The sequence below is a fragment of the Paenibacillus sp. HB172176 genome, assembly GCF_011947265.1.
GTDB lineage: Bacteria > Bacillota > Bacilli > Paenibacillales > Paenibacillaceae > Pristimantibacillus.
In genome coordinates this window covers 345877-366978 of the sequence record NZ_JAATHD010000003.1, presented here as the reverse complement: position 1 = coordinate 366978, position 21102 = coordinate 345877, and the positions used below count along the sequence as shown (strand labels likewise).

Sequence of the window (21102 nt, the reverse complement as noted above, 5' to 3'; positions counted from 1 at the left end):
GCGGCTCGTAAATCAACAGTTTTTTTGTGATCACCATTTTTTATGATGGATCGAAAATAACCTCTACTATTATGCCTTGGAAAATATTATTTCGAATCATCCAATCGCTGGCATGCGTCTGATCAGGGTATTTGCTGTTCTGCATCATAACGCCCTAGCTGAAGCATCCTGTGAATTTGTTGTTCTCGAACAGGACATTCCTCCCGCGCACTGCATTCAATTGTTTACTCACCAGTAATCTCGTCATACATAAGCTTGTCGATGCTCACTTCTGCTTGTTGAACGCGCTCGTCGATCAAGTCGTTGTACTTCTGATTCACGTACCGCGCGACAATTAACCCCTCAACTTGCTCTAGCGGCATAGATCCGTTTTCTGCCCGCTCCGTGCAGGACATGATCAAATAAGCTCCATCTCCTTCGATGACCTGACTCGCCTGTCCCTCCTCCAACTTGCTTGCTTCCGGACTCAGCAAGACATAGCGATCGTCTCCATACTCCGAGTTTTCTACATTAAACACTTGATCTTGTATGTCGATCTTGACAGAAGCGTTTCCGCTAAAGGCCTTCGGTATTTCATCAATGGTTGTGCCTTTATCCAGGAGGGATTTTATTTTTTCCGCCGCCGCTTTGGCGTCATCATTGCCGTCCACAGCTGAAACCGCAATGACCTTGACTGTGATCGTATCCTGAACCTTATACAGCGTCTCTTTATCCGCTTCATACATCTGCTTGATTTGCTCATCGCTTAAGCGAAACTCATTTTTCGCGAGCTTTTCTTTCACTTCTGTCACCATTTCATCGTAAGTCGTCCTAAAATAGTTTAATGCCGTGACAGAAGCTGTGCCATATACCGCTTCGTTGTTTTTTATCGCATCCTGCCGTCTTTGATTTTCTTTCGCCAGATTGCGCAAAAATGCCGAATAGCTGATATCTTTAATTGCGCCTTGCTCTTTCCCAACAATCTGCTCAATCTTCGTCCGCACGAGATCCTGAAGCGTCTGCTCTTTGAGCTTGTCCAGCGGCACTTCTCTTCCAAACGGAGTTGTCCAAAATCCCCGCTCCTGATTCGCGCCGTACTTTTCATGGAAATAAACAAAAACTTCCGGCTTTTCCTCTTCCATTTTGGCTTGGAATTCTTCCATGCTTACAGGCTCTGAATCTACGGTTAACACATCATTCTCCTTATGCTGACTTCCCCGGCTGTTCCCTGCCATAAGAAGGCCGGCGAAGATGAGCGCAACAGCAGCGATTCCCATTAACGCCCATTTAACGGGTGGTTTCATGGCTCTCTCTCCTCGGTTATCAATCAAGGCGTAATCGTTAATCCCAGCTCCATGTAATTGCCGTCGGCAGCATACATAACCAGACGATCCAGCGCTGAAACGGCCGCCTGCTGCGAACGGAAGGCGTAATCATCCGCAATGGTCTGCTGCGTTCCTCCCTCCGGCGTGACGTAGGCGCTATACGTATGGTTCACGACATCAACTGCCATAACAACCGAATACTTGGTTCCAGCCTGATAGGACAATGTGTCTACGGAACTATAAGCCGTGCTGTTCATCGCATCGATATACCCGTCTGGATTAAAGCGTAACAGAGTTGCCATATCAGAATAGGCGGCTGCATCACTTTGCCCGAACCCGATTACGCCATTCATGTTTTCGTTTAACGGAATGACGTCAAAGGCCGCGGTAAACGTTCCGGTTTGCTGGGAGATGGAGGTATTGCTCCACACCGCCTCCGCCTTGTAGGTCGCCTCATCCGTCACAACGATTCTTGCTTCATTGGAACCGGAGCTTAAACCATCATTATCGTAAGCAACCACTCTGACAAGATGAATGCCCTCCGTCAAATTCTGAATCGTGTAGTCGAACGGCGCTGTCGTGCTTTCCCCGACCTTCTGTCCGTCCAATTCGAATTCCACCTTGGTTACCGAATCGTCGTCTCTGGCATTCACGGTGATATACATACTGGAATCAACGGCATAGACGTCGGCATTCACAGGAGATAGCAAGGTAACGACGGGCGGAATATCGGAAGACGTGCCTTGAAACTCGTAAGGTCCGATATCGAATGCGCCGTTTGCGGGACGTGGATTGCCGTCTTTGTCGCTTGAAAGCGATGAGATCGCGAGGCCGCTGTTTATCGCTGGCGAGTTCGCGCTCAGATGGAAATCAAAGTTCGCTTCATCCACAAACTGCGGATCCAAGTTGAAGATGTCGTTCGGCCCCATGATTTGAGATCCGATCGAATTGTAATACAGGTTATAGTCCGAATCGATCGAGGCGCCCGAAAGTGCGCGCAAGCCGTTGTCGGTAAAGTTAACAAAGATATTATTCCTGACAGAGACAGAGCTATAAGGCCCCGTAGCTGTTATTGCGTTGAAACAACCCTCATCGTAATTGCCGTAGAACAGGTTGTTCTCAATAACGAGATTCGGAATGCCGTCATTCGTTTTCCCTGCCCATACGCCATTACCCGTCATGCCTTGGAAAATATTGTTCCGAATGATCCAGTCGCTGGCATGCGTTTGATCAGGATATTTGGTATTCTGCATCATGACGCCCTGACTGAACCACCCTGTGAATTTGTTGTTTTCGAACAGGACATTTCTGGCATACGCACCATTGGTGTCGAACGTCTGTATGCAGTCGACATGTGTCGTCAACGTAAACTCCTGCGACGTGCCGTGACCGTAGTTATTGCGGAAGACCAAATCGGAAGCCAGAGCGCGGAAGTTATCGCCCGGGTTGTTGACGTCATCGCCATGCACGTTAATACCAACAACTTCATTCCTCTCAATAAGGGAGCCTTCGCCCGGATTGATCCCTCCTGCGCAGTCGTAGATATAGTTGTCCGCAATATAACTGTTCACGCCGCCGCTAATCGCAAATAAGTTGAAGTCTGTAATCGTATTGTGAACGATTTCCACATGCTCAGAGCTGCCGGCTTTAATCCCGTTGCTAATAAAACCTCCCGAAGTGAGCGCTCCGTCAAAATTCAGGCCCTGCACCCTTACATAGGAGCCGGATATGGTCATATTGCCTTTAATGACCGCATTGTCGCCTTCCGCCATGACCGTAATGAAATTCCCTTGCGATCCTGACTTGGTGATTTTCGGATTTTCCACATAAATGCCGTCTTTAATGACGATGGTATCGCCCGGCAGCAAGGAAGCTGCGAGCGCGGAGGCGATCGTCGTATACGTATTCGGCTGGCCGCCGCCGCTTGGATCCACATAATAGGTAGTCCCCGTCGACAACGCCTGCGTCGTTGCATTAACGGAGCTGCTTGCAGATGATTCATTGCCAGCCGCGTCAAAAGCAGTGACATAGAACGAATACGTTGTGGAAGACGACAAACCGCTTACGTGGTACGATGGACCGATAGAAGTGCCCGCCAAGGTGCCGTCCATGTAAATATTGTAGCCTGTCACGCCATCATCATCGGTAGCCGCGCTCCAGGACAGCTGAATATCGGTTGCGGACGAGACCGTTGCCGCAAGACTGCCTGGCGCGGATGGCGGTGCGCTGTCGCCCATTTGGATGATGAGTTGCGGAGGATTTGCTCCTTCTTTACTGGAAAATGAAGCGGAGTAGCCTGTCAGATTATCAAGATAGATGGAAGCCGTATCGTCTCCCCCAACCTGACCCTGGATATAACTCGTGACATCGAAATCATAATCTTGCTCCGTGTCCGCCACCGTACCGCTTGTTATCTCTGCGGCATCGGGGGTCGGCTTCGTATTCCAAGTAATGCCGCTTTCCGTCCATGAATCATCGCTTACTCCGAACAGGTGAATCGTCGATGTATTCCCTGATGATTGCGAGCTTCCGTTCAAACGGAGCGTGGCGCTTTGCACATCGCTCGCGGAAGCGATGGAAGACAAGTCGAACTTCAGATAACTGACCCTGTAGCCCGATTTAACAAAAAGCGTTGTTTTGGATCCATAATTTCGGTCTACATAGGCTGTATCCGAGTTGACATACGAATCCGCAATTGTCGGCAGCGTAAGCTGCGTCACGGAATCGGCATAGCTGCGTGGAATATTCAGGCCTAGATTCACAAGCAGCAACCCAAACGCCAGCAGCAGACAAAGTCCTTTTCTTACCATAACAATTCCTCCTCTAATTTGTGTTGAAGCTGACGCCATCTCATGGGGATGGCTCTCTTTACGTCATCGTCATCACCTCCTCTCGAAATAGTAAGCGTTTGCAAGTTTTCGCGAAATTCCGGCGCATATCCCGAACAATCGGATACGCGCCGAGGATACGCAACGTGCGGATTATCTTTCAAGCATGCTCATCAACACATTGCCGATTCGTTTGTAATATCTTCCGTCGGTATTCATCTTCATACTGTTCGTCAGGATAACGCCCGCCGTATCATAGAGCGGATCGATGTACAGCCAGCAGCCGGTAAATCCGTTATGGCCAAGCGCCAAGGACGAGTGAAAATCAGAGAAGCATCTGTGAATATCGATATTGCTCATTCCATGTTTGTCGAGTTCGGTCTTGAGCCAGAAATTGACTGTGCGCCCGAACTTTCCACCAGTAAGATCGCGTTTCATCAGATCAATCGCACTCTTGGAGAACACCTGGCGGCCGCCGACCACTCCGTCGTTCAAGATCATTTGACCAAAGGCCAGCAAATCGCTCGCGGTCGTAAACAGCCCGCTGTCGCCAGTGATATCGAGTTCGGTCAGCCTCTTCTCCGGTTCCCCGCTCTGTCCATTCAGCGGAATCACAAACGCGTCGCGTACCTTTTCCCATTCGAACGTCGTATACGTCATGCCGAGCGGACCGAACAGCATGTCCTGCGCGAACGATTCCAATGTCATTCCGGTTACACTCTCAAGGATACGGGTCAACATGGCGTAATTGGCCGTAAAATATCGATTCACGGTCCCCGTCTGGAACTTCGGCTCTGCACGGCTGCAGAGCCTTTCATAATACGATTCCCTTTGCCCGCGCTTTGGCCATTCATGCTGCTGACCGAACGCTTCATCGAAGCCTGTCGTATGCGTCAGCAAATGGATCATTTCCACATCGAATGACTTCCACTCCGGAATAAACTTCCCCACCGGATCATAAAGCGTAAGCACGCCCAGCTCGATCAGCTTGACGATTAACGCTCCGGTTATGGCCTTCGTTACGGAGCCTACTTGAAATCTCGGAACTTCTTCCGTATGCGAATGCTTGACTGCGCTATGCCTCATGTGCAAGACAAGTTCATTCTTATGCGACACAGCCACCTCATAGTGTGAGCAAGGACCTTCGATCAATCCGGCGATAACGGAGCCGTATTCTCGTTCATTCCATTCGCAAAGCGCATGGTTTCTCTCCAGCATTTCTCCACTTATCCTTTCACCGAACCGAGGAGCATGCCTTGGTTGAAATATTTCTGCAGGAACGGATAGATAATCATGAGCGGCGCCGCCGTCAAGACGACAGCCGCCATCTTGACAGACGGACTGTAATCGTAACCCGCCACCACTGTGTTCATCGTTCCCTCCGCCGCCGCTTGCATCTGCTTGATATACACTTGCAAAGGCAGCTTGTTGGAATCGGTCAAATACAAGATCGCATTAAAATACGAATTCCAGTTCTGCACGGTGTAGAACAAGGTGAATGTGGCGATCGCCGGCATCGAGAGCGGCAGCACGATCCGCAGCAGCAATCGAAGCTCGCCGCAGCCGTCAATGCGGGCCGATTCCTCGATTTCAAGCGGAATGTTCTGAAAGAAGCTGCGCATGACGATCAAATGAAACGGCGCGATTGCCGCTGTCAAATACAAGGCCCAGTAGCTGTCCAGCAGATGAAGCTGCTGGACGACAATATAAGTAGGAATGATTCCTCCGTTGAACAGCATCGTGAACAGGATCATAAAGTTAAGCGTCCGGCGTCCCTTCAGCCACCGCTTGGCAAGCCCGTAAGCCATCAACGTGGTGAAGATCATGTTAATCGCCGTGCCAAATACCGTAATGGTAACCGCGTTCCGGAACGAGCGCACAAACTGTTCGCTGTTCATCAAATAGCCGTATGCGTCAAGCGTCCATTGATGTGGAATAAGGAAGAATCCCCGCGTCAATATTTCTTCCCGCGTTGCGAAAGAAGTGAACACAACGTACAGGAAGGGGAACAGAATCACCAGCATCAAGACAAGCAATAGGCCGTATGCCAGAAACAAGAACAAGGGGGCTTTGCCGCGAACCAGACTCGTATTCATGTCAGTATGCCCCCTCTTCTCCTAATGATTTGGCCAGTCGATTCGCGATAATAATCAAAATCAGGGCAATGACGGATTTAAAGATGCCGACAGCCGTCGTGTAACTGAACTGCCCTTGCGCAATGCCTACATGATAAACATAGGTGTCAAACACGTTGGACACATCGAGATTGATCGGATTTTGCAGCAGCAAGATATGCTCGAATCCGATCTCCATCACATGGCCCAGACGCAGGATGAATAAGATGACAATTGTCGATTTGAGCGCAGGCAGCGTGATATGCCACATTTGCCGCCAACGCCCGGCCCCGTCCGCTACCGCCGCCTCGTACAACGTCGGATCGACGGCGGCCAGCGAAGCCAGGAAAATAATCGCGTTCCAGCCGGCTTCCTTCCAGATGTTCTGCATTAAATACAGCGGTCTGAGATGCGAAGGATCGGTCAGCAATTCAATGCGATTGAAACCGTGTTCTTCCAGAAAATTATTAATTCCGCCGTCCTGCGTGCCGAACAGCAGCAAGGTCATTGTTACGACAATTACCCAGGACAAGAAATGCGGCATATAGAGAATCGTTTGCGCGCTTCTGCGAAACCATGCTCTTCCAACCTCATTCAGCAATACTGCGACGACAATCGGCGCCGGGAAAAAGAATAGCAGATTGAGTCCGCTTAAAATTAAAGTATTGCGAAACAACGTCCAGAAGTCCGGATCGGTAAACAACCGGTGGAAATGTTCGAAACCAACCCATGGACTGTGGACAACGCCCGCGAACGGGTCGAATTCCTGAAACGCGATCACAAGACCTGCCATTGGAACATATTTAAAGATAAGGAAGAACAGAAAGCCTGGCAGGATCATCGCATAGATAGGCAAACCCCGTTTCCATTCCCGAATGTATCGATCCGAACGCATGTTAGAATACCTCCCTGATGTCAATCATATTAATGGCTAGCTTGATAGGCCGCATTCATTTCCTCAATAATTTTGTCGCCGCCGTCCTTCAGCCATTGCTTCGATGCATCGTCGATCGCATCGAGCGATTCCTGACCCATAATGACCTTCACAATGACAGAGGTGAATTTCTGCGCAAGCTGTACGCCCAGCTTATCATTCGTCTCCGATTTCAAACCGTCCGAAGCGTTAGGCCATTTGTAAGGCTCATTGTTCGCATACCACTCGCTGAGCTTCGCCGCTGTCTCTTGATCGTCGAATAACCGAACGCTGGAGAGCGGATCAACCCGATGCAGCAAACCGGCGACAATTTGAGAAGGATGATCCTCTTCAAATGCAGGAAGCTTGACGTAAGAGTCTCCTTCTTTCTTGTAATGAATCCCTTCAACGCCGTTCTTGATCATCGTGTAGCCTTCATCCGACAACAAATAATCGTACATGGCAAGAATGCGTTTTTGCTTGGCTGGATCGATCTTGGCGTTGATAATCGTTCTCTGATTTGATTTTCCGAGGGTATTCCCGCCCTGCAGGCCTGTCGGACCAATCGGCGGAGCCAGCTGCGCTGTCTCGGCTGTTGGCACGATTTTCTCCAAATTCGGAATCAGCTTATTGTATACATCCGTTGCCGGCATATCGAGAATGCCCAGCTTGCCTGACATATATTTATCCTGACCTTCGGCGACTTTATTGATGGCGAAATCTTTGTCCAGCACGCCTTCTTCATACGCCTTATTCATGAAGGCCGCCACATCTTTCCATTCTTCAACCTGTGTTTGCCATGGGATCAGCTTGCTGTCCTTTATTCCCCAACGATCTACGAGACCAAAGGCGGCCAGAATCGGATCCATCTGTCGGAACTCGGTTTGATTCGGCGGGAGCGCCGCAGAGAACCCGATTGTGTCATTCTTGCCATTTCCATCCGGATCCTGAAGTGCAAACGCTTTCGCTACCTCATAAAATTCATCAATCGTCTTAGGCATCTCCAGATTTAATTTGTCCAGCCAGTCTTTGCGGATGCCGTAAGCATTCCGAGTTTCCGTAAGCGAATACGGCAGTCCGTAATATTTCCCCGATGGATTCATGTATTGCCAATCCTCTTCATCGCCAAGATATTGGGACAAGTTCGGGTAATTTGAAAGCAGCGGCTTCAAATCAAGAAACAGCCCCTTTTCTACCCATTTCTTGTAATCGGCTCCATTGAGAAACATCGAATCGGGCAATGAGCCTGACGCAGCCATAACATTCACTTTCTCGCTGTACGTATCGCTTGGAATCCATTGCATGTTGAGATCAATGTTAAATTTGTCTTCCAACAGCTTTATGATCGGATGATCATCCGCCCAACCGCCGCCTGAGTAATAAATGGCCGTGATATCGATGTCCAGCTTGTCTTTGTACGGGTTTGCCTCAGCTGTCGCCGTTGCGCTTGGCGATACGCTTTCCTGAGCCGGTGTTACGTTTGCGGCTCCGTTCTTTTCGTTATTGCCGCTTGAACAGCCTGCGATGGCAAGTGTCAGACAAGCAGCGATCGCAACGGAAATTCTTCTTTTCATTGTACCCTCTCCTTATGATGCGTCTGTTATTGGTGAGCGCCAGTTTGTGTAAGCGCTTTTCCTGAATCCACAGTACCGTAATGGCATTCGCTGCGTAAATCGACACTTCTCGAATCGTCAACAAATCTTTTAATTGCCGCATCACCACTTTTTATGATCATCACCAACTCTTTAATTAACCGGCTTTGTCGGCGCGCGACAAAAGGCCCATGCGCGTTTGCATGGGCCTTTCTCAGAATAGGATTTGGAGCAATTCTGTGCAGTTGTTTCCAATCTTACGGCAAAAGTTTTTTATAGGTCTCTTTGTCGCAAATCATGAACAGCCTGGCGTCTTTCGGAATCGGCTCATTCAGCTTTCGATTGATGCCCAGATCGCCGCGATCCGCGAGCAAAGTGGCCCCTTGCACAAGAAGCGCCTGGAACGCGTCTCCGTAGGTCTGCCACTGGCCGTTATGCGGAATTTCGTAAATATCATCGCCGTATTGCCTGCTAAGCAGCTGCCTGAACACCTCCGAGTTGCCCTCCTGCAGCGCCGAGCGAACCGCAAGCCGCGAAATTGCGTCGTGAGACAAGACGAATTCATTCACGTCGACGTGGCGAAAATTTTGAATATGCTTCTCTTGCACGATTTCCACGATCGTATGTACCTTGGGCGCGATTCGTTCGACGCTCGACGCGATCAGCAGCGATTTTCCGTCAATCAAGGAAGCTTCGTCGATCCGTGTATCGGCGAATATGATGGCTGAACGCGCCTTGTCGACGCCCGCTTTCTTCAGCACCTCGTCCTCGGCCGGATCCCCCTTCACATAATGCACCTGCGGGTTCGTTTCCATCGGATGCTTGCCGCTCTCATCAATGATCACGATCGACATCTTCGGCTGATGCAGCAGAATCTCGTTCACCGCCGTCTGCGCCTTCTTGCTCCAATTCATGATAATAATGTGATTTTCGCCTGTGAAGATCAATGCTCCCTCTCCTCTCTTGCGTTGAAAAATAGATATACCGTCGATGATCTTTCCGATCACCAGACTGAGAAGTCCGATTCCGAAAATATATAGAAAAATAGTTAGAATTTTGCCCGGTATCGTGACCGCGAAATAGTCCCCGTAGCCTACAGTCGCCATGGTCGTCAGCACCCAATAGAAGGCGTTGAACCAATTCGTGAAGGTGTCCGGCTCCAGACCGTAAGCAAGCGTCGCGCTTGCGCCGACGAATATAATCGTGCTGATCGCAATGACTGTTTTGCTCAGCTTTAACATTTTGACGGATAATAATCGAAATAAATGCATCAAGAATTCTTCTCCTTTCCTGTGAAATACAGATTCAAAAACCTCGATAATGACATTGAAACCAATTCCATGTAGAATCGTATAGGAGAGCATACCACAATATACAGGAGGTAATTCCATGTCCTTGTTCAAAAGATTGCGTGACCTTACTCTCTCCAATGTCTATTCTCTTATCGAAAAAGCCGAAGATCCCGTTAAATTGACGGATCAATACATCCGAGATATGACAGAGGATCTGCAGGACGCAGAGAAAGCTGTCGCTTCACAAATCGCTCTGGAGAAAAAATTCAAAAAATTGTACGAAGAGCAGGATGCGCTCTTGCAAAAACGCAATGAGCAAGCTCATATCGCCGCTCAGGAGGGCAATATCGATCTCGCCCGCCGCGTTCTGGAAGACAAGCAGGCCGTTGAGAAGAAGGTCGTCGAATACAAGGAAGCTTTCGCCGAGAACCAGCTTCTCGCTAACAACCTTCGCCAGAAGCTCGATGAAATGCGCAAGCAGCTCGAAGACATGAAGAACAAACGCGAGACGCTTATCGCCCGCTATCAAGCTGCGAAAACGCAATCCGAAATCAACAAAACCATGTCCAGCTTCGGCTCGGGAACTGCCGCTTCCGGCATGAAGCGCATGGAAGAGAAGATGCTGCAAGCGGAAGCGATGGCTGAAGCCAGCAACGATCTTGCTTCTTCCAAGGGCAAATCGCTCGACGAGGAATTCGCCAATCTCGGCAAGAACAAGGCTGTCGAGGATGAACTCGCCGCGTTAATGAAGCAATACGAGAAGAACTAAGGAGCGCCTATGGGCATATTCAATCGAATTCGCGGCATCATGAAGCGCCCTGAGCCTCCCATTGCCGAGCGAAGCATCTTTACGATCGGACCCGGAGACGTTTGCGAAGTATCCATGATTACCTACCAGGTGATCGGACGGACTCAGAACAAGCGTCGCGGCACCATCATGCTGACCTTGCAGGACGGCGCGGATATGCGCTATCTGTTCATCGAAGAACGGGAGTCCACGCAATATTCCTTGTACAACGACATTGACGGCAGGCTCGATTCCATTACGGAAGTGCCGACAACGCTGGAGCTGGACGACCGCGTCTACTATATGGAAGAGCAATACACCGACTTTATTATAACAGAAGGCAAAACGCCGTTCATGCGCGGCGGCGAGCAGTCGGCTTGGCAATATCAATCCGACGACCGCAAGCTGATGCGCATTGAATGGTTGGAAGGCAGATTTATGCTGTATGAGGGAGAAGAGATTCTTCCCGCTGATGTTGAGGTGCTTCGTTCCACTACAACGCCATGAATAAGAGAAGGCTGAGCTGCGATACTTGCAGACTCAGCCTTTTCAATTGTCTATTCATTCGCGAAGAGCTCTATATGATTAAAGAGCTGATGGCGAACGCAAAGCCGAGATACACGGCGAACAGCATAATGCCCACCGCCACATTGCCCTTCACCAACTGATCAGACACTTTGAAGCCCGGAGTCAACAGGTCGAAGATAAGATAGGCGGCCAGCAGGCAAACATAACCGATGGCAAACCACATGATCATGTACCAGATGGATGAATTGGTATAGGCCGCAACGCCGAGAATCAGCGCCGTCGAGATGAATTTCCCGCCGAGCGCCAGACCTACCGCCACATTTCCCTTCTTCAGCTCCTCCATATCCTTGAACGGCGTAATATAGTTAAAAATAATCATGCCGATCAATTGAAGCAAGATAATGACAATCACGCTGACAACAATATTCACGACTACCGTCAATTCGCCCACCCCCGAAATTTTGCGTACGCCAGATCGTAATCGGCGAAGTCATGTACTTCTTCAATGACCGCTTCCACGGTTATCTTCTTCTCGAACAGATCATACCGCGCGTCATCGATCGGCTGCTTGATCCGGTTGCCGGAAGGAAGCTCGACAACAGCGAAATCTCGCGTCTGTCCATTATATTCCGTCTTATAAACGCCGACGAGGTCCAGCTCGGTCGTCACCGATATTTTCAGCTTATCCATATCTTCCTTCGCTGCCGCTTCGTCCTTGAACGATTTGATTGTTCGCCATGCCGACAACTGAACCTGATTGTTGTTGTCCTTGTCGGTAATCAGGTCGGCATCCATAAACTGCAGAAGCCATACCTTGTCTCCGGTTCCGTAATTGTTGTCATTCGGTAGCAGTTGATTGTCTGGAAGAATGGTCATATCGCTTCCGACCAGGTCTCCTACCGTGCCTTCAACGATCTTATAATCCCACGGCACCTTTGCTTCGCTCCCCGCCGTTTCGCTAGACGAGCCTGTGGAATCGAATATGGATGCTTCATCGTTCGCGCAGCCGGTCAATGCCAGCATGAAGATAAGCCCCATGCCGATGACGAACTTGTGGATGGAGCGATTTCTCGTTGCCGCGCTTCTCTCTATGATGCTCTCCTGGCTGCCTTGCCTTTGGTTCCGCAATCATCTCACTCCTATCGCTATAAATTGACTGGAATTCCCTGTAATCAAGCCGCCCGCTCGGCCCAGCAATCCGCAAGGCTTGCCGTTGATGACGAACATGCCGGTCAAAAGCCGATACTCGCCTGTCGCAGTCTCAATCGTCGCCAATTGCGCGCGCTTCTGATATACATTCGGGAACAGCTCGCTTGTGTCGTATCCGTCCTCGTCCTGCAGCTCCAGATTGCCGCTCTCGTCGAACATCCGCACGGAGCCGCCTTCCCGGCCGAACATTGATTTGGACACGAAGCTCCCGTCGAATACTGCTTTGTTATAGGTTGGCAGAATATATTTGCCAATTACCGCGCGTTCTTCCTCGCTGAATACCTGATTCAGCTCATACAATCCCCAGATAACGGCCAGCATTCCCTTCGTCTGAAGCAAGATCGCGAGCGGAGGATTGAACAGCTCTACATTCCCGATCTCGATGGCATACGCAAGCGCGTCTCCACCGTCGTCGACAGACATCCATTCCTTCGGATAAAGCGCGAACATTCGCTTAATAACGCCTCCGTCGCCATCCAGCAGCATGCTGTCTTCAATCGATAATTCCAGACAATCCACGCAGCGCATGTCAAGGCCGCTATGCCTGACAAGCGCGTCGATTGTCCCTGTATCCTCTATGTGGGAGCCATAAGCAACACATGCCGCCGTATCCGGTTGCTCGATCCGCCATGCGTCGGACAGAAGAGATTTCATCTCTCGGTTCGGCGAATCGATTCCTTCCTGCTCGCACATCCACGGCGTCGCGATCGACGCTTCAACGTAGCCGGTAGGCGTATCCGCGTTGAGCTCCAGAAGCTTGATCACGCCGTCATTGTCAATGGCGAAGTCAAATCGGGCGTAACGACTAATCAGCCCTGTCTCCGGAAGCTCGGCCGCGTCAATCATATTCCACAGAATCGTAGGGATGCCGATCAGCTCATAGAGCTGATGATTGCCGTGAATATGTCTGACCGTCCGATCGAAGATCCGCCACAGCCGCTGCGAAGCTTGCTGAAGCTCTTCGTACGTATCCTTATTCATAACGATAAGCTGATCCATCCAGTATTGCTCGTCTTCCAGGTTGGCCCAAGTGAAGCCAAGCTCCTTCAGCGCATCCACTCTGCTCTGCCGATCCTCATGCGGCTGCGATACAACCTCGAATACAGCCATGATCAGCCTCCGAAGCCGCTGCTCTTGCTGCTGGAGCCGGACGAGCTCTTGCTGCTCGATCCCGATGAGCTCTTGCTGCTTGAATTGCCGCCGATGCTTCCTTGTCCGGAAGAGGTTGCCCGCCGCGTGACGGAGCCTGTTGAGGTGGAAGTCTTCGGACGCACATTCGTTCCGGCAACCTGCTTGTTCTGAAACGTGTCGCTCGTGTACGACTTCGGTTTGTAGGACGTGTTCGTGCTCGTGTTATACGCAGGACGATTGGTATAATAACGCGAGGAAGAATAGCTTCCTCCGCTGTTGAACAACAGATGGTACAACATCAGATCGGTCCAGCCGAAGCCGCCGCCGTAATGATTAATAACCGTAGTGCCGCCGGTATCCCCCGCTGATGCGCCCGAGCTTCCTTGCTCTGCGGACTCTTCGTCGTCCTCCGGATTTACCGCCTTTTCGATCGGAAGGCTCCAATCCACATTTTTGTCGAAATACTGCTTCACTTCCTCATTGGACCATTCGACCAATTTCGGCTCACCAGTTGAAGTGCTGTTGCCGCCATTGCCTTCCGCATAAGCGCCTGACGCCATGACGATGTTGGCCAACAATGCGAGACCAAGCGAAGTGGACAGCACCCGAACCGGCTTGCCTTCGGATGTGAATAGCCGCGATGAAGTTTGATCCTTCATCTTCTCTTCGTTCTTCAAGCTGCATTCCTCCTTCTGACAAAATTACTCCGAATGGTTCATGGGAACGACCAGCAGCTCCAGTCGATCCAGGTTAAGGTTCAAACGGCCCTCGACCGTTTCGTATTCCGTTTCGCCAACCACAATATAATTAACGCTGTCAAGCGCCTTTACCATATTGCTGCTCCATGTTCTCTCTTCGATCTGCTGCAGACTGCCATCGGCCATCTTCTGCATGAGCACAACCTTCAATCCTTGATCCAAAACCAATCCCTCCCATTTCATTGCATATGACATCTATTATACCTAATACGGAGCAATTTGCGCGATGTTCCATCAAATTGCACCGGCCGAATCGGTACGGCTAAGCAAGGAGCCTGCAGAAAGGTAAGCTAATCGATGTTCGCAATCTTCCAGACGCCGTCTTTGCCCTTCCGCACCGTGTAGGTTGCTTGAGTTATTCGGGTAACTCTCTTTGTGGGATCGAGAAATTCAGATTCCACATATGCATTCAGAACCTGATCATCCTCTTCGAGCGGCTTCTCGAATTCCAGTTTTATGTATCTCCGCTGTTGACTCGGGTCGAGCATGTAATCGAAATATTCCCGCATCGAAGGCTCCAAGGTTTCCTTGAATGCCTCCTCATTCTTGTCCACCAGCGCTTCTAAAGCTGCTTTCAGCAGATTGTAGACGGCCCTCTCATTCTCTGTTCCCCCACCCGGAAATTCAATAGCCACTCCGCTCTGAAAATCATCAGGGTCACTGATATAGCGAATGGTCGAGATCATATAGAGGAACAACGGCAACACCTTATTTTTATCCTCATCTGTATATTTCAATCGAATAACAAGATCATTTCCTTTATCGTTAAAAGTGAAGAAATCGGTCTGGCTGCCGCCTGCTCTCTTCGAGCCCATATACTCCTTATAGCCCGACAATAACTCATCCACAGCATTGAAATCGTAAGGCACATCGCCGGCGCTGAACAATGAAAACAAATCCTTCTGTTTATTCATTCCCCACTCCGTACCGTCCTCGAGCACAAACTCTTCCATGGAATCGAACACATAAAACCCGTATGGATGGATTCTTTCTCTCTTGAAGGTCACAGAAGGACCGTCGATTTCGATTTGATCGAAATGCTCCGACCCTTCATAATAATAAATTCCATTTGGGAGAATTGACCGTGAAGAGTCCTTTGTTGTGTCCTTAAACATGAGCGCCTCAAGTTTCGACTTGAACACGGGGCTGTCATCGAATCCAACGATTTCGGTAGTGCCAGGATCTTGAACAGGAGCGCCGTCAGCCTCGGAGGAAGCAATCGGCAGATGGTTTGCCACTGCAAAATCCGATGAGGAAGCATGCCTATCATCTCCGCATGCTGTCAACAAACAGGCGCACAAACATAGTATGATATAGAATTTGGAAGCAGAAAAATTCACCTCAATCACCTCGTACATTAAGACGCAAGAAGGAATGAATTTGTTTCCATGTATTCTCAATTAAATATCATCTCTAATCTCTAATTTTCTCCACCACCTGTTTCTTCTCCTTCTCTCCCCCCCTTTAAATACTGCAATCGGAAGTTAAGCGCACAAAAAACCGAGAGCAGCAAGAAGCTGTTCTCGGCATTCATACCTTTAGTGATTGGTTCTGGCCTTACAGTCACCCTATAAAATGTCCTTAAGCCTTCAAATCCAGCCAGTCCATCTCTTCCTTCGTGAGCTTGATTCGAGAGCCTTTGTCGCAGGATTTCAGCTCCGCTTCGCTTTGAGCTCCAATCAAGGCGCAGGTCGGGAACGATTGGTTCAATACATAGGCCAGCGCAATCTCAATTGCCGTCGCGCCTTTGTCTTCGCCGAGCTTGCGAGCCCGCTCCAGGCGTTCCCAGTTGTTGTCGCTGTAGAATACGCGCACAAGATCGGCATTGCTGCGATCTTCAGGCGTAAAGCGACCCGTGAAGAAACCTCTTGCCTGCGAGGACCAGGACAAGAGCGGAAGCTGCTCCTTCTCATGCCAAGCGATCGTCTCCTCGTCCGCGGACACGCAGCCCGCCCAGAACGGCTCGTTCGCCTTCGCCAGGCTCAGATTCGGACTGCTGAAGGTGAAGCCTCTAAGGCCATTGTTCTTCGCATACCGATTTGCTTCTTCGATGCGCTGCCAGGTCCAGTTCGATACGCCGATCGCTCCCACGGTCCCTTCCGCCACATGCCTGTTAAGCGCGTCGATAATCACCTCAACCGGCGTGTTCGGGTCATCGCGGTGAAGGCCGTACAAGTCGATGAAATTCGTCTGCAAGCGCTCCAGGCTGATCTGCAAATCATGATCGATATGCGCCTTGCTAACGCGGGGCCCGTTCGAATCATGATGCGCGCCTTTGGTCAGAATGACGATTTGATCGCGATTGCCGCGTTCCTTCATGTAACGGCCGATAACTTCTTCGCTTTCGCCGCCGCAATAAATATGCGCGGAATCCAGCGAATTGCCTCCGATGGCAAGATAGGCGTCGAAGTTCGCGGCCGCTTTCTCATAGGTGTCATGCCTGAAATAATCCGTGCCCTTCATCAGTCTGGATACCGGCTTCTCGCAGCCTTCGATTTGAATATAGTCCATAGTGGTCTTCCCTCCCGTTATAGTTCGATTCTTGCGCGCTCTCTTGCCGACTTCAGGCAAGCGTCGATGACCTTCATATTGCGAATCGCGTCTTGCGAATCAAAGCGCGGCGCTTCGGTTCCCGTGACGGCGCGATACATCGCATCAGCTTGGGCGGTATAAGCATTCACAGCCTCGACCTCAACAAGACGGCGCTCTCCTCTTGCGCTGACATAGAAATTACCGCTGTTCTGGGCATTCGTCACGAATGCGGAAGGAACCTCGATAATGCCTTCCGTGCCCAGCACCTCGAGCGGATTGCGGAACGCGGCCCACATGCCGCAGTCGAAGGTCAAGGATACGCCGCCCTCGAACTCCAGCAAGCCTGAAGCCATCATATCCACATCATCATGCTCGGGAGAGAAGATCGCTTGTACGGTTGCCGCGACTGGCTCTTCTCCGAGCAACAATCTTGCCGCGCTGATCGGGTAACAGCCCACATCGTAGAGGGAGCCGCCGCCCCATTCCTTGCGGTAACGAACATTGCCCTTGTCCTTCGCATTATTGAAGGTGAACGCGCTGCGAATGCCGCGCAGCTCTCCAATCTCGCCGGAATCGATGATTTCCTTGATCTTGTCGTAACGGGAATCCCAGCGATACATGAACGCCTCCAGCAATTGAACGCCTGCCTTCTCGCAAGCCTCCGCCATTCTTGCCGCTTCCTCCGCATTAAGCGCCAGCGGCTTCTCGCACAGTATATGCTTGCCTGCTTCGGCCGCGCGGATCGTCCATTCCATATGCAGATGATTCGGCAGCGGGATATAGATCACATCGAGCGAATCGTCAGCGAGCAATTCTTCATAGCTTCCGTATGCAGTTGAAATTTGAAGCGCTTTCGCCGTTTCCTCGGCTTTATCGATATTGCGGCTTGCGATCGCTGCGACTTCGTTCCAACGGGATGCTTGGACACCAGGAATTACCGAACGCTTGGCAATGCCCGCACAACCCAGAATGCCCCATCTCAACTTTTTGTCCGTCATCATTACTTCAGCTCCTTGTTTTGTATTTAATACGATATTGCGATTATAAACCCCCTAGATTAAAATGAAAATGATAATATTTTGAACGACATTACAACAATATTGTTATTGGAGGATCGCCATGCAGAGACAAAGCCATCTGCTCACGCTGCCGCAAAGCCCCTACTTCTGCATGCCTGAATCCATCGGACATTATTATGATCATCCCGATCATTACTCCTATCGCGAAGCGGGGGCGCTGAACAATTACAACATTCATTACGTCGTCAGCGGCAAAGGGCATGTCGAGATTGACGGCATTGTTCATACGCTCGGCCCAGGAGATGCCGTGCTCTATTCGCCTCTTCAGGAGCAGTTGTATTACAGCAGCAAGGACGATCCGTGGAATATTCGCTGGTTTCACTTCTACGGCGAAAGTCTGCAGACGTATTTCGTTCAAGGCAAGCTGCACCGCAGCCTGATCTGGTCGCTCAGGCAGACGGAGCTTTGGGAGCAAGCTCATGAAGAGCTGCTGCGCGAAGCGGCGGAACACCGCATGCTCCGTCCCCATCATTTGTCCACCTTGACCTATGCGCTGCTCACTTTGTTCGTTCAATACGCAACGCCGAAGACAAGCGGCAAAGCCGGACTGTCCGGGAATCGCATTACCCGTCTCCTTCCTCTGATGCAGCAAGAAGCGACCAGGCCGTTCGAGCTGGATTATTGGGCGGAGCAGGCGCAGGTGACGCCGCATTATTTCTGCAAGCTGTTCAAGAGCGCCATGCAGATGACGCCGATGGATTTCATCACCCGCTGCCGTCTGCAGACCGCAAAGCAATGGCTTCTGGAACGGCGAACGGCCTCCATCGGCCAGATTGCGATGGAGGCCGGTTATCCCAGCGTAAGCTATTTCAACAAGCGGTTTCTGTCCCATGAAGGGATGACGCCCACCGCATACCGCCAGATCTACGAAACGTCGGAGCGTCTGTAGCCGCTCCCGATTGCAGGAGCATCGTCCGACCTTTCAACCGACCGCAATTTGTGGAAGGGCAAAAGTTCGTCCGGCTTAACAGCTGGAGAGGGCTGGGGCGGGTTTGCAAACGCGCCCTAGAGAAGCAAACTCAGCCACTCTTCCTCCGTGATCGCTCCGAAATAACGATTCAGCTCCAGGCTCTTCGCGAGCTCCCGCAGCGAATCTGCCTGATACGGCATTCCGACCAGTCTCTCCGTCACCTCGCGGCTGTCCTCCCGGCCGAAGTAATCGCCGAAGATGACCGCCTCTGTAATCACGCCCTCTTCGACCTGAAGCCGCACATCGAAGGTGCCGACGCCTTCGATTCTCTTCTTCTGTTGAATGTTGAATTTCGGAGAATTGCCGTAATTCCACGCCCAGCTCCGATAGCGCTCCTCGGCCAGCTTCCGTACTTCCTCCCAGTCTTGCTCGCTCAGCTCGTAGAACGAGATATCCTCGGAGCCTTCGAACAGGGAGCGAAGAATCTTCTCGCGGAATTCCCCGATCGTCATCCCCTCCTTCAGAAACTCCGAAATATTCGCAACGCGGCTCCGAATCGATTTCGTTGCTTTCGAGACGTATTTCTCCGCGTTTACCTTCAGCGCGGAGACGACATTCTCGATTTCGGAATCGAACAGCAGCGTGCCGTGACTGAACATTTTCCCTTTGGAGTAGAACTGGGCGTTGCCGGAAATTTTGCGTTCGCCGACCTGAAGATCATTCCTGCCGCTGAGCTCGGCCTCGACACCAAGGTCGCGCAGCGCCTTGACGACCGGTTCGGTGAACTTCTTGAAATTATGGAACGACTTTCCGTCATCCTTCATGATAAAGCTGAAATTCAAATTGCCGAGATCATGATAGACCGCACCGCCGCCTGACAATCTTCGCACAACATGCAGCTTGTTGGCCTCCACGTATTCCGCGTTCACTTCCTCCGCCGTATTCTGATTTTTCCCGATAATGATGGAAGGCTCATTGATATAGAAGAGCAGATAATCCCCTTCGGGCAGAGATCTGAGCGCGTATTCCTCAAGCGCCAGATTCAGCGCCGGATCCGTTATGCCCTTATTGTCGATGAAACGCATAGCGTCCCCCCATCCGCAGGATATATCAGCCCGATTTGTCTGCGCGCCTCGTCCATGATTCGCATCACTTCGAGGGATACGGCGAAGCTGTTCACGGCGGATTCCCTGCGTCCTTCTTCAACCGTTCGTATGAATTCCTCGACCTCGTAGTACATATTATGCTCCATCGTCGGGCGGGATAAATCCTTCGTGCTCCCATTGCGATACTGCAGCTCAAGCTGAGCTGGCTCGCTGATGGAACGAATAATCATATTTCCCGCCTCGCCTTGAATCTCGGAAGGCGCCTGTGAGCTGCTGATCTTCGAATACATCAGCACCGCCTCCATCCCATCGTATTCCATCAGAATGCTTCCTTCTCCATCGACGCCGGATTCCAGCAGCAATCCGTTCGCCTTGATTGCCTTCGGCTTGCCAAACAAGACGAACGCCGGATAAATGCAGTAAATGCCGATGTCCATGAGAGCGCCGTTAGAGAACTCGGGCTTGAACGCGTTCAATATCGTGCCCGCTTTGTAAGCGTCGTATCGCGAGGAATATTGGCAGAAGGATGCCATATATCGTCTGACCGGCCCCAGCTCCTTCAGATTGTCGCGAATCGCGCCGAAGCCGGGCATCGTCGTTGATTTGACGGCTTCCATCAACAAGACGTTATGTTCGCGGGCCGCGGCAATCATCTTCTCCAGCTCGCGGCTGTTGGAGGCAATCGGCTTCTCGCACAGCACGTGTATGCCGCGCTTCATGGCCGCAATCGCTTGCTCCGCGTGCAAGCTGTTCGGACTCGCGATGTAGAGCGCGTCAATATTGCCGCTCGCGGCCATCTCCTCCACATCCGTATAGCGGCCTGGTATCGCATGCTTGTCCGCGAACTCCCTTGCCTTCTCTTCCGTCCGCGAATAGACTGCCGCAAGCTCGAATCTCTCATGCAGGCTCGCTCCCGCGATGAATCGATCTGTTATCCAATTCGTTCCAATGATTCCGAATCTCATCTAACCGTTATTCCTCCTCTTGGTCGCTGAACAGCTCCCGCATCATCTGCTGGG

Annotated in this window: 20 protein-coding genes; 3 read left to right on the top strand and 17 right to left on the bottom strand. The window is 50.9% G+C overall.

Annotation, left to right across the window (positions count from 1 at the left end):
* Nucleotides 1-224: 224 nt before the first annotated feature.
* The 7 genes from HFP08_RS06505 to HFP08_RS06475 form a co-directional block, all read right to left on the bottom strand.
* Complete coding sequence (locus HFP08_RS06505; protein ID WP_168119711.1) at nt 225-1283, bottom strand: peptidyl-prolyl cis-trans isomerase; 1059 nt, start codon at nt 1281-1283, stop codon at nt 225-227.
* A gap of 23 nt (nt 1284-1306) precedes the next feature.
* The gene (locus HFP08_RS06500; RefSeq protein WP_168119710.1) at nt 1307-4114 is read right to left on the bottom strand and encodes a CBM96 family carbohydrate-binding protein; all 2808 of its coding nucleotides are present in this window, start codon (nt 4112-4114) and stop codon (nt 1307-1309) included.
* Between the two features lie 171 nt (nt 4115-4285).
* The gene (locus HFP08_RS06495; RefSeq protein ID WP_168119709.1) at nt 4286-5350 is read right to left on the bottom strand and encodes a serine hydrolase domain-containing protein; all 1065 of its coding nucleotides are present in this window, start codon (nt 5348-5350) and stop codon (nt 4286-4288) included.
* Between the two features lie 8 nt (nt 5351-5358).
* Nucleotides 5359-6228 (bottom strand): carbohydrate ABC transporter permease, encoded by an 870-nt coding sequence (locus HFP08_RS06490; protein WP_168119708.1) that lies wholly within the window; start codon nt 6226-6228, stop codon nt 5359-5361.
* Nucleotide 6229: 1 nt separating this feature from the next.
* The gene (locus HFP08_RS06485) at nt 6230-7141 is read right to left on the bottom strand and encodes an ABC transporter permease (protein ID WP_168119707.1); all 912 of its coding nucleotides are present in this window, start codon (nt 7139-7141) and stop codon (nt 6230-6232) included.
* A gap of 29 nt (nt 7142-7170) precedes the next feature.
* Complete coding sequence (locus HFP08_RS06480) at nt 7171-8733, bottom strand: extracellular solute-binding protein (RefSeq protein ID WP_168119706.1); 1563 nt, start codon at nt 8731-8733, stop codon at nt 7171-7173.
* A 275-nt stretch (nt 8734-9008) separates the two neighbouring features.
* A complete protein-coding gene (locus HFP08_RS06475) occupies nt 9009-10022 on the bottom strand; it encodes a potassium channel family protein (protein ID WP_168119942.1) in 1014 nt (337 codons plus the stop codon).
* 118 nt (nt 10023-10140) lie between these two features.
* Between HFP08_RS06475 and HFP08_RS06470 the strand changes: the two genes are divergently transcribed.
* Nucleotides 10141-10812, top strand: a complete 672-nt coding sequence (locus HFP08_RS06470; protein WP_168119705.1) for a PspA/IM30 family protein — start codon at nt 10141-10143, stop codon at nt 10810-10812.
* A 9-nt stretch (nt 10813-10821) separates the two neighbouring features.
* Nucleotides 10822-11337 carry a DUF4178 domain-containing protein gene (locus HFP08_RS06465; protein WP_168119704.1) on the top strand — a complete coding sequence of 172 codons (516 nt, stop codon included), beginning with the start codon at nt 10822-10824 and terminating at the stop codon, nt 11335-11337.
* 70 nt (nt 11338-11407) lie between these two features.
* Here the strand turns inward: HFP08_RS06465 and HFP08_RS06460 are convergent, their stop codons facing one another.
* The 8 genes from HFP08_RS06460 to HFP08_RS06425 form a co-directional block, all read right to left on the bottom strand.
* Complete coding sequence (locus HFP08_RS06460; protein ID WP_168119703.1) at nt 11408-11800, bottom strand: DUF350 domain-containing protein; 393 nt, start codon at nt 11798-11800, stop codon at nt 11408-11410.
* The gene (locus HFP08_RS06455) at nt 11797-12396 is read right to left on the bottom strand and encodes a hypothetical protein (RefSeq protein WP_168119941.1); all 600 of its coding nucleotides are present in this window, start codon (nt 12394-12396) and stop codon (nt 11797-11799) included. The genes HFP08_RS06460 and HFP08_RS06455 overlap by 4 nt, the downstream gene beginning before the upstream one ends.
* Before the next feature lie 90 nt (nt 12397-12486).
* Nucleotides 12487-13677 carry a glutathionylspermidine synthase family protein gene (locus HFP08_RS06450; protein ID WP_168119702.1) on the bottom strand — a complete coding sequence of 397 codons (1191 nt, stop codon included), beginning with the start codon at nt 13675-13677 and terminating at the stop codon, nt 12487-12489.
* Between the two features lie 2 nt (nt 13678-13679).
* Nucleotides 13680-14375 carry a hypothetical protein gene (locus HFP08_RS06445; RefSeq protein ID WP_168119701.1) on the bottom strand — a complete coding sequence of 232 codons (696 nt, stop codon included), beginning with the start codon at nt 14373-14375 and terminating at the stop codon, nt 13680-13682.
* A gap of 24 nt (nt 14376-14399) precedes the next feature.
* Nucleotides 14400-14618, bottom strand: coding sequence for a hypothetical protein (locus tag HFP08_RS06440; RefSeq protein ID WP_168119700.1), 219 nt, complete (start codon nt 14616-14618; stop codon nt 14400-14402).
* A gap of 128 nt (nt 14619-14746) precedes the next feature.
* Entirely contained in the window at nt 14747-15694 is a 948-nt protein-coding gene (locus HFP08_RS06435; protein WP_168119699.1) for a hypothetical protein, read from the bottom strand.
* Nucleotides 15695-16037: 343 nt separating this feature from the next.
* A complete protein-coding gene (locus tag HFP08_RS06430) occupies nt 16038-16967 on the bottom strand; it encodes an aldo/keto reductase (RefSeq protein ID WP_168119698.1) in 930 nt (309 codons plus the stop codon).
* Nucleotides 16968-16984: 17 nt separating this feature from the next.
* Nucleotides 16985-17986, bottom strand: coding sequence for a Gfo/Idh/MocA family protein (locus HFP08_RS06425; RefSeq protein ID WP_168119940.1), 1002 nt, complete (start codon nt 17984-17986; stop codon nt 16985-16987).
* A gap of 121 nt (nt 17987-18107) precedes the next feature.
* Here HFP08_RS06425 and HFP08_RS06420 point away from each other — a divergent pair, with 121 nt between their 5' ends.
* Nucleotides 18108-18956, top strand: a complete 849-nt coding sequence (locus HFP08_RS06420) for a helix-turn-helix transcriptional regulator (protein WP_168119697.1) — start codon at nt 18108-18110, stop codon at nt 18954-18956.
* Nucleotides 18957-19072: 116 nt separating this feature from the next.
* Here the strand turns inward: HFP08_RS06420 and lplA are convergent, their stop codons facing one another.
* Together lplA and HFP08_RS06410 are read right to left on the bottom strand one after the other, a co-directional pair.
* Entirely contained in the window at nt 19073-20062 is a 990-nt protein-coding gene (lplA, locus tag HFP08_RS06415; protein ID WP_168119696.1) for a lipoate--protein ligase, read from the bottom strand.
* Entirely contained in the window at nt 20035-21048 is a 1014-nt protein-coding gene (locus tag HFP08_RS06410; RefSeq protein WP_168119695.1) for a Gfo/Idh/MocA family protein, read from the bottom strand. Before HFP08_RS06410 ends, lplA begins: the two co-directional genes overlap by 28 nt.
* Between the last annotated feature and the right edge of the window lie 54 nt (nt 21049-21102).

Coding starts and splice junctions, on each gene's coding strand:
- lplA (WP_168119696.1), bottom strand. CDS start 20,062: ATGCGTTTCATCGACAATAAGGGCATAACGGATCCGGCGCTGAATCTG.
- HFP08_RS06430 (WP_168119698.1), bottom strand. CDS start 16,967: ATGGACTATATTCAAATCGAAGGCTGCGAGAAGCCGGTATCCAGACTG.
- HFP08_RS06490 (WP_168119708.1), bottom strand. CDS start 6,228: ATGAATACGAGTCTGGTTCGCGGCAAAGCCCCCTTGTTCTTGTTTCTG.
- HFP08_RS06455 (WP_168119941.1), bottom strand. CDS start 12,396: ATGGGGCTTATCTTCATGCTGGCATTGACCGGCTGCGCGAACGATGAA.
- HFP08_RS06480 (WP_168119706.1), bottom strand. CDS start 8,733: ATGAAAAGAAGAATTTCCGTTGCGATCGCTGCTTGTCTGACACTTGCC.
- HFP08_RS06505 (WP_168119711.1), bottom strand. CDS start 1,283: ATGAAACCACCCGTTAAATGGGCGTTAATGGGAATCGCTGCTGTTGCG.
- HFP08_RS06425 (WP_168119940.1), bottom strand. CDS start 17,986: ATGACGGACAAAAAGTTGAGATGGGGCATTCTGGGTTGTGCGGGCATT.
- HFP08_RS06465 (WP_168119704.1), top strand. CDS start 10,822: ATGGGCATATTCAATCGAATTCGCGGCATCATGAAGCGCCCTGAGCCT.
- HFP08_RS06450 (WP_168119702.1), bottom strand. CDS start 13,677: ATGGCTGTATTCGAGGTTGTATCGCAGCCGCATGAGGATCGGCAGAGC.
- HFP08_RS06470 (WP_168119705.1), top strand. CDS start 10,141: ATGTCCTTGTTCAAAAGATTGCGTGACCTTACTCTCTCCAATGTCTAT.
- HFP08_RS06495 (WP_168119709.1), bottom strand. CDS start 5,350: ATGCTGGAGAGAAACCATGCGCTTTGCGAATGGAATGAACGAGAATAC.
- HFP08_RS06485 (WP_168119707.1), bottom strand. CDS start 7,141: ATGCGTTCGGATCGATACATTCGGGAATGGAAACGGGGTTTGCCTATC.
- HFP08_RS06420 (WP_168119697.1), top strand. CDS start 18,108: ATGCAGAGACAAAGCCATCTGCTCACGCTGCCGCAAAGCCCCTACTTC.
- HFP08_RS06475 (WP_168119942.1), bottom strand. CDS start 10,022: ATGCATTTATTTCGATTATTATCCGTCAAAATGTTAAAGCTGAGCAAA.
- HFP08_RS06410 (WP_168119695.1), bottom strand. CDS start 21,048: ATGAGATTCGGAATCATTGGAACGAATTGGATAACAGATCGATTCATC.
- HFP08_RS06500 (WP_168119710.1), bottom strand. CDS start 4,114: ATGGTAAGAAAAGGACTTTGTCTGCTGCTGGCGTTTGGGTTGCTGCTT.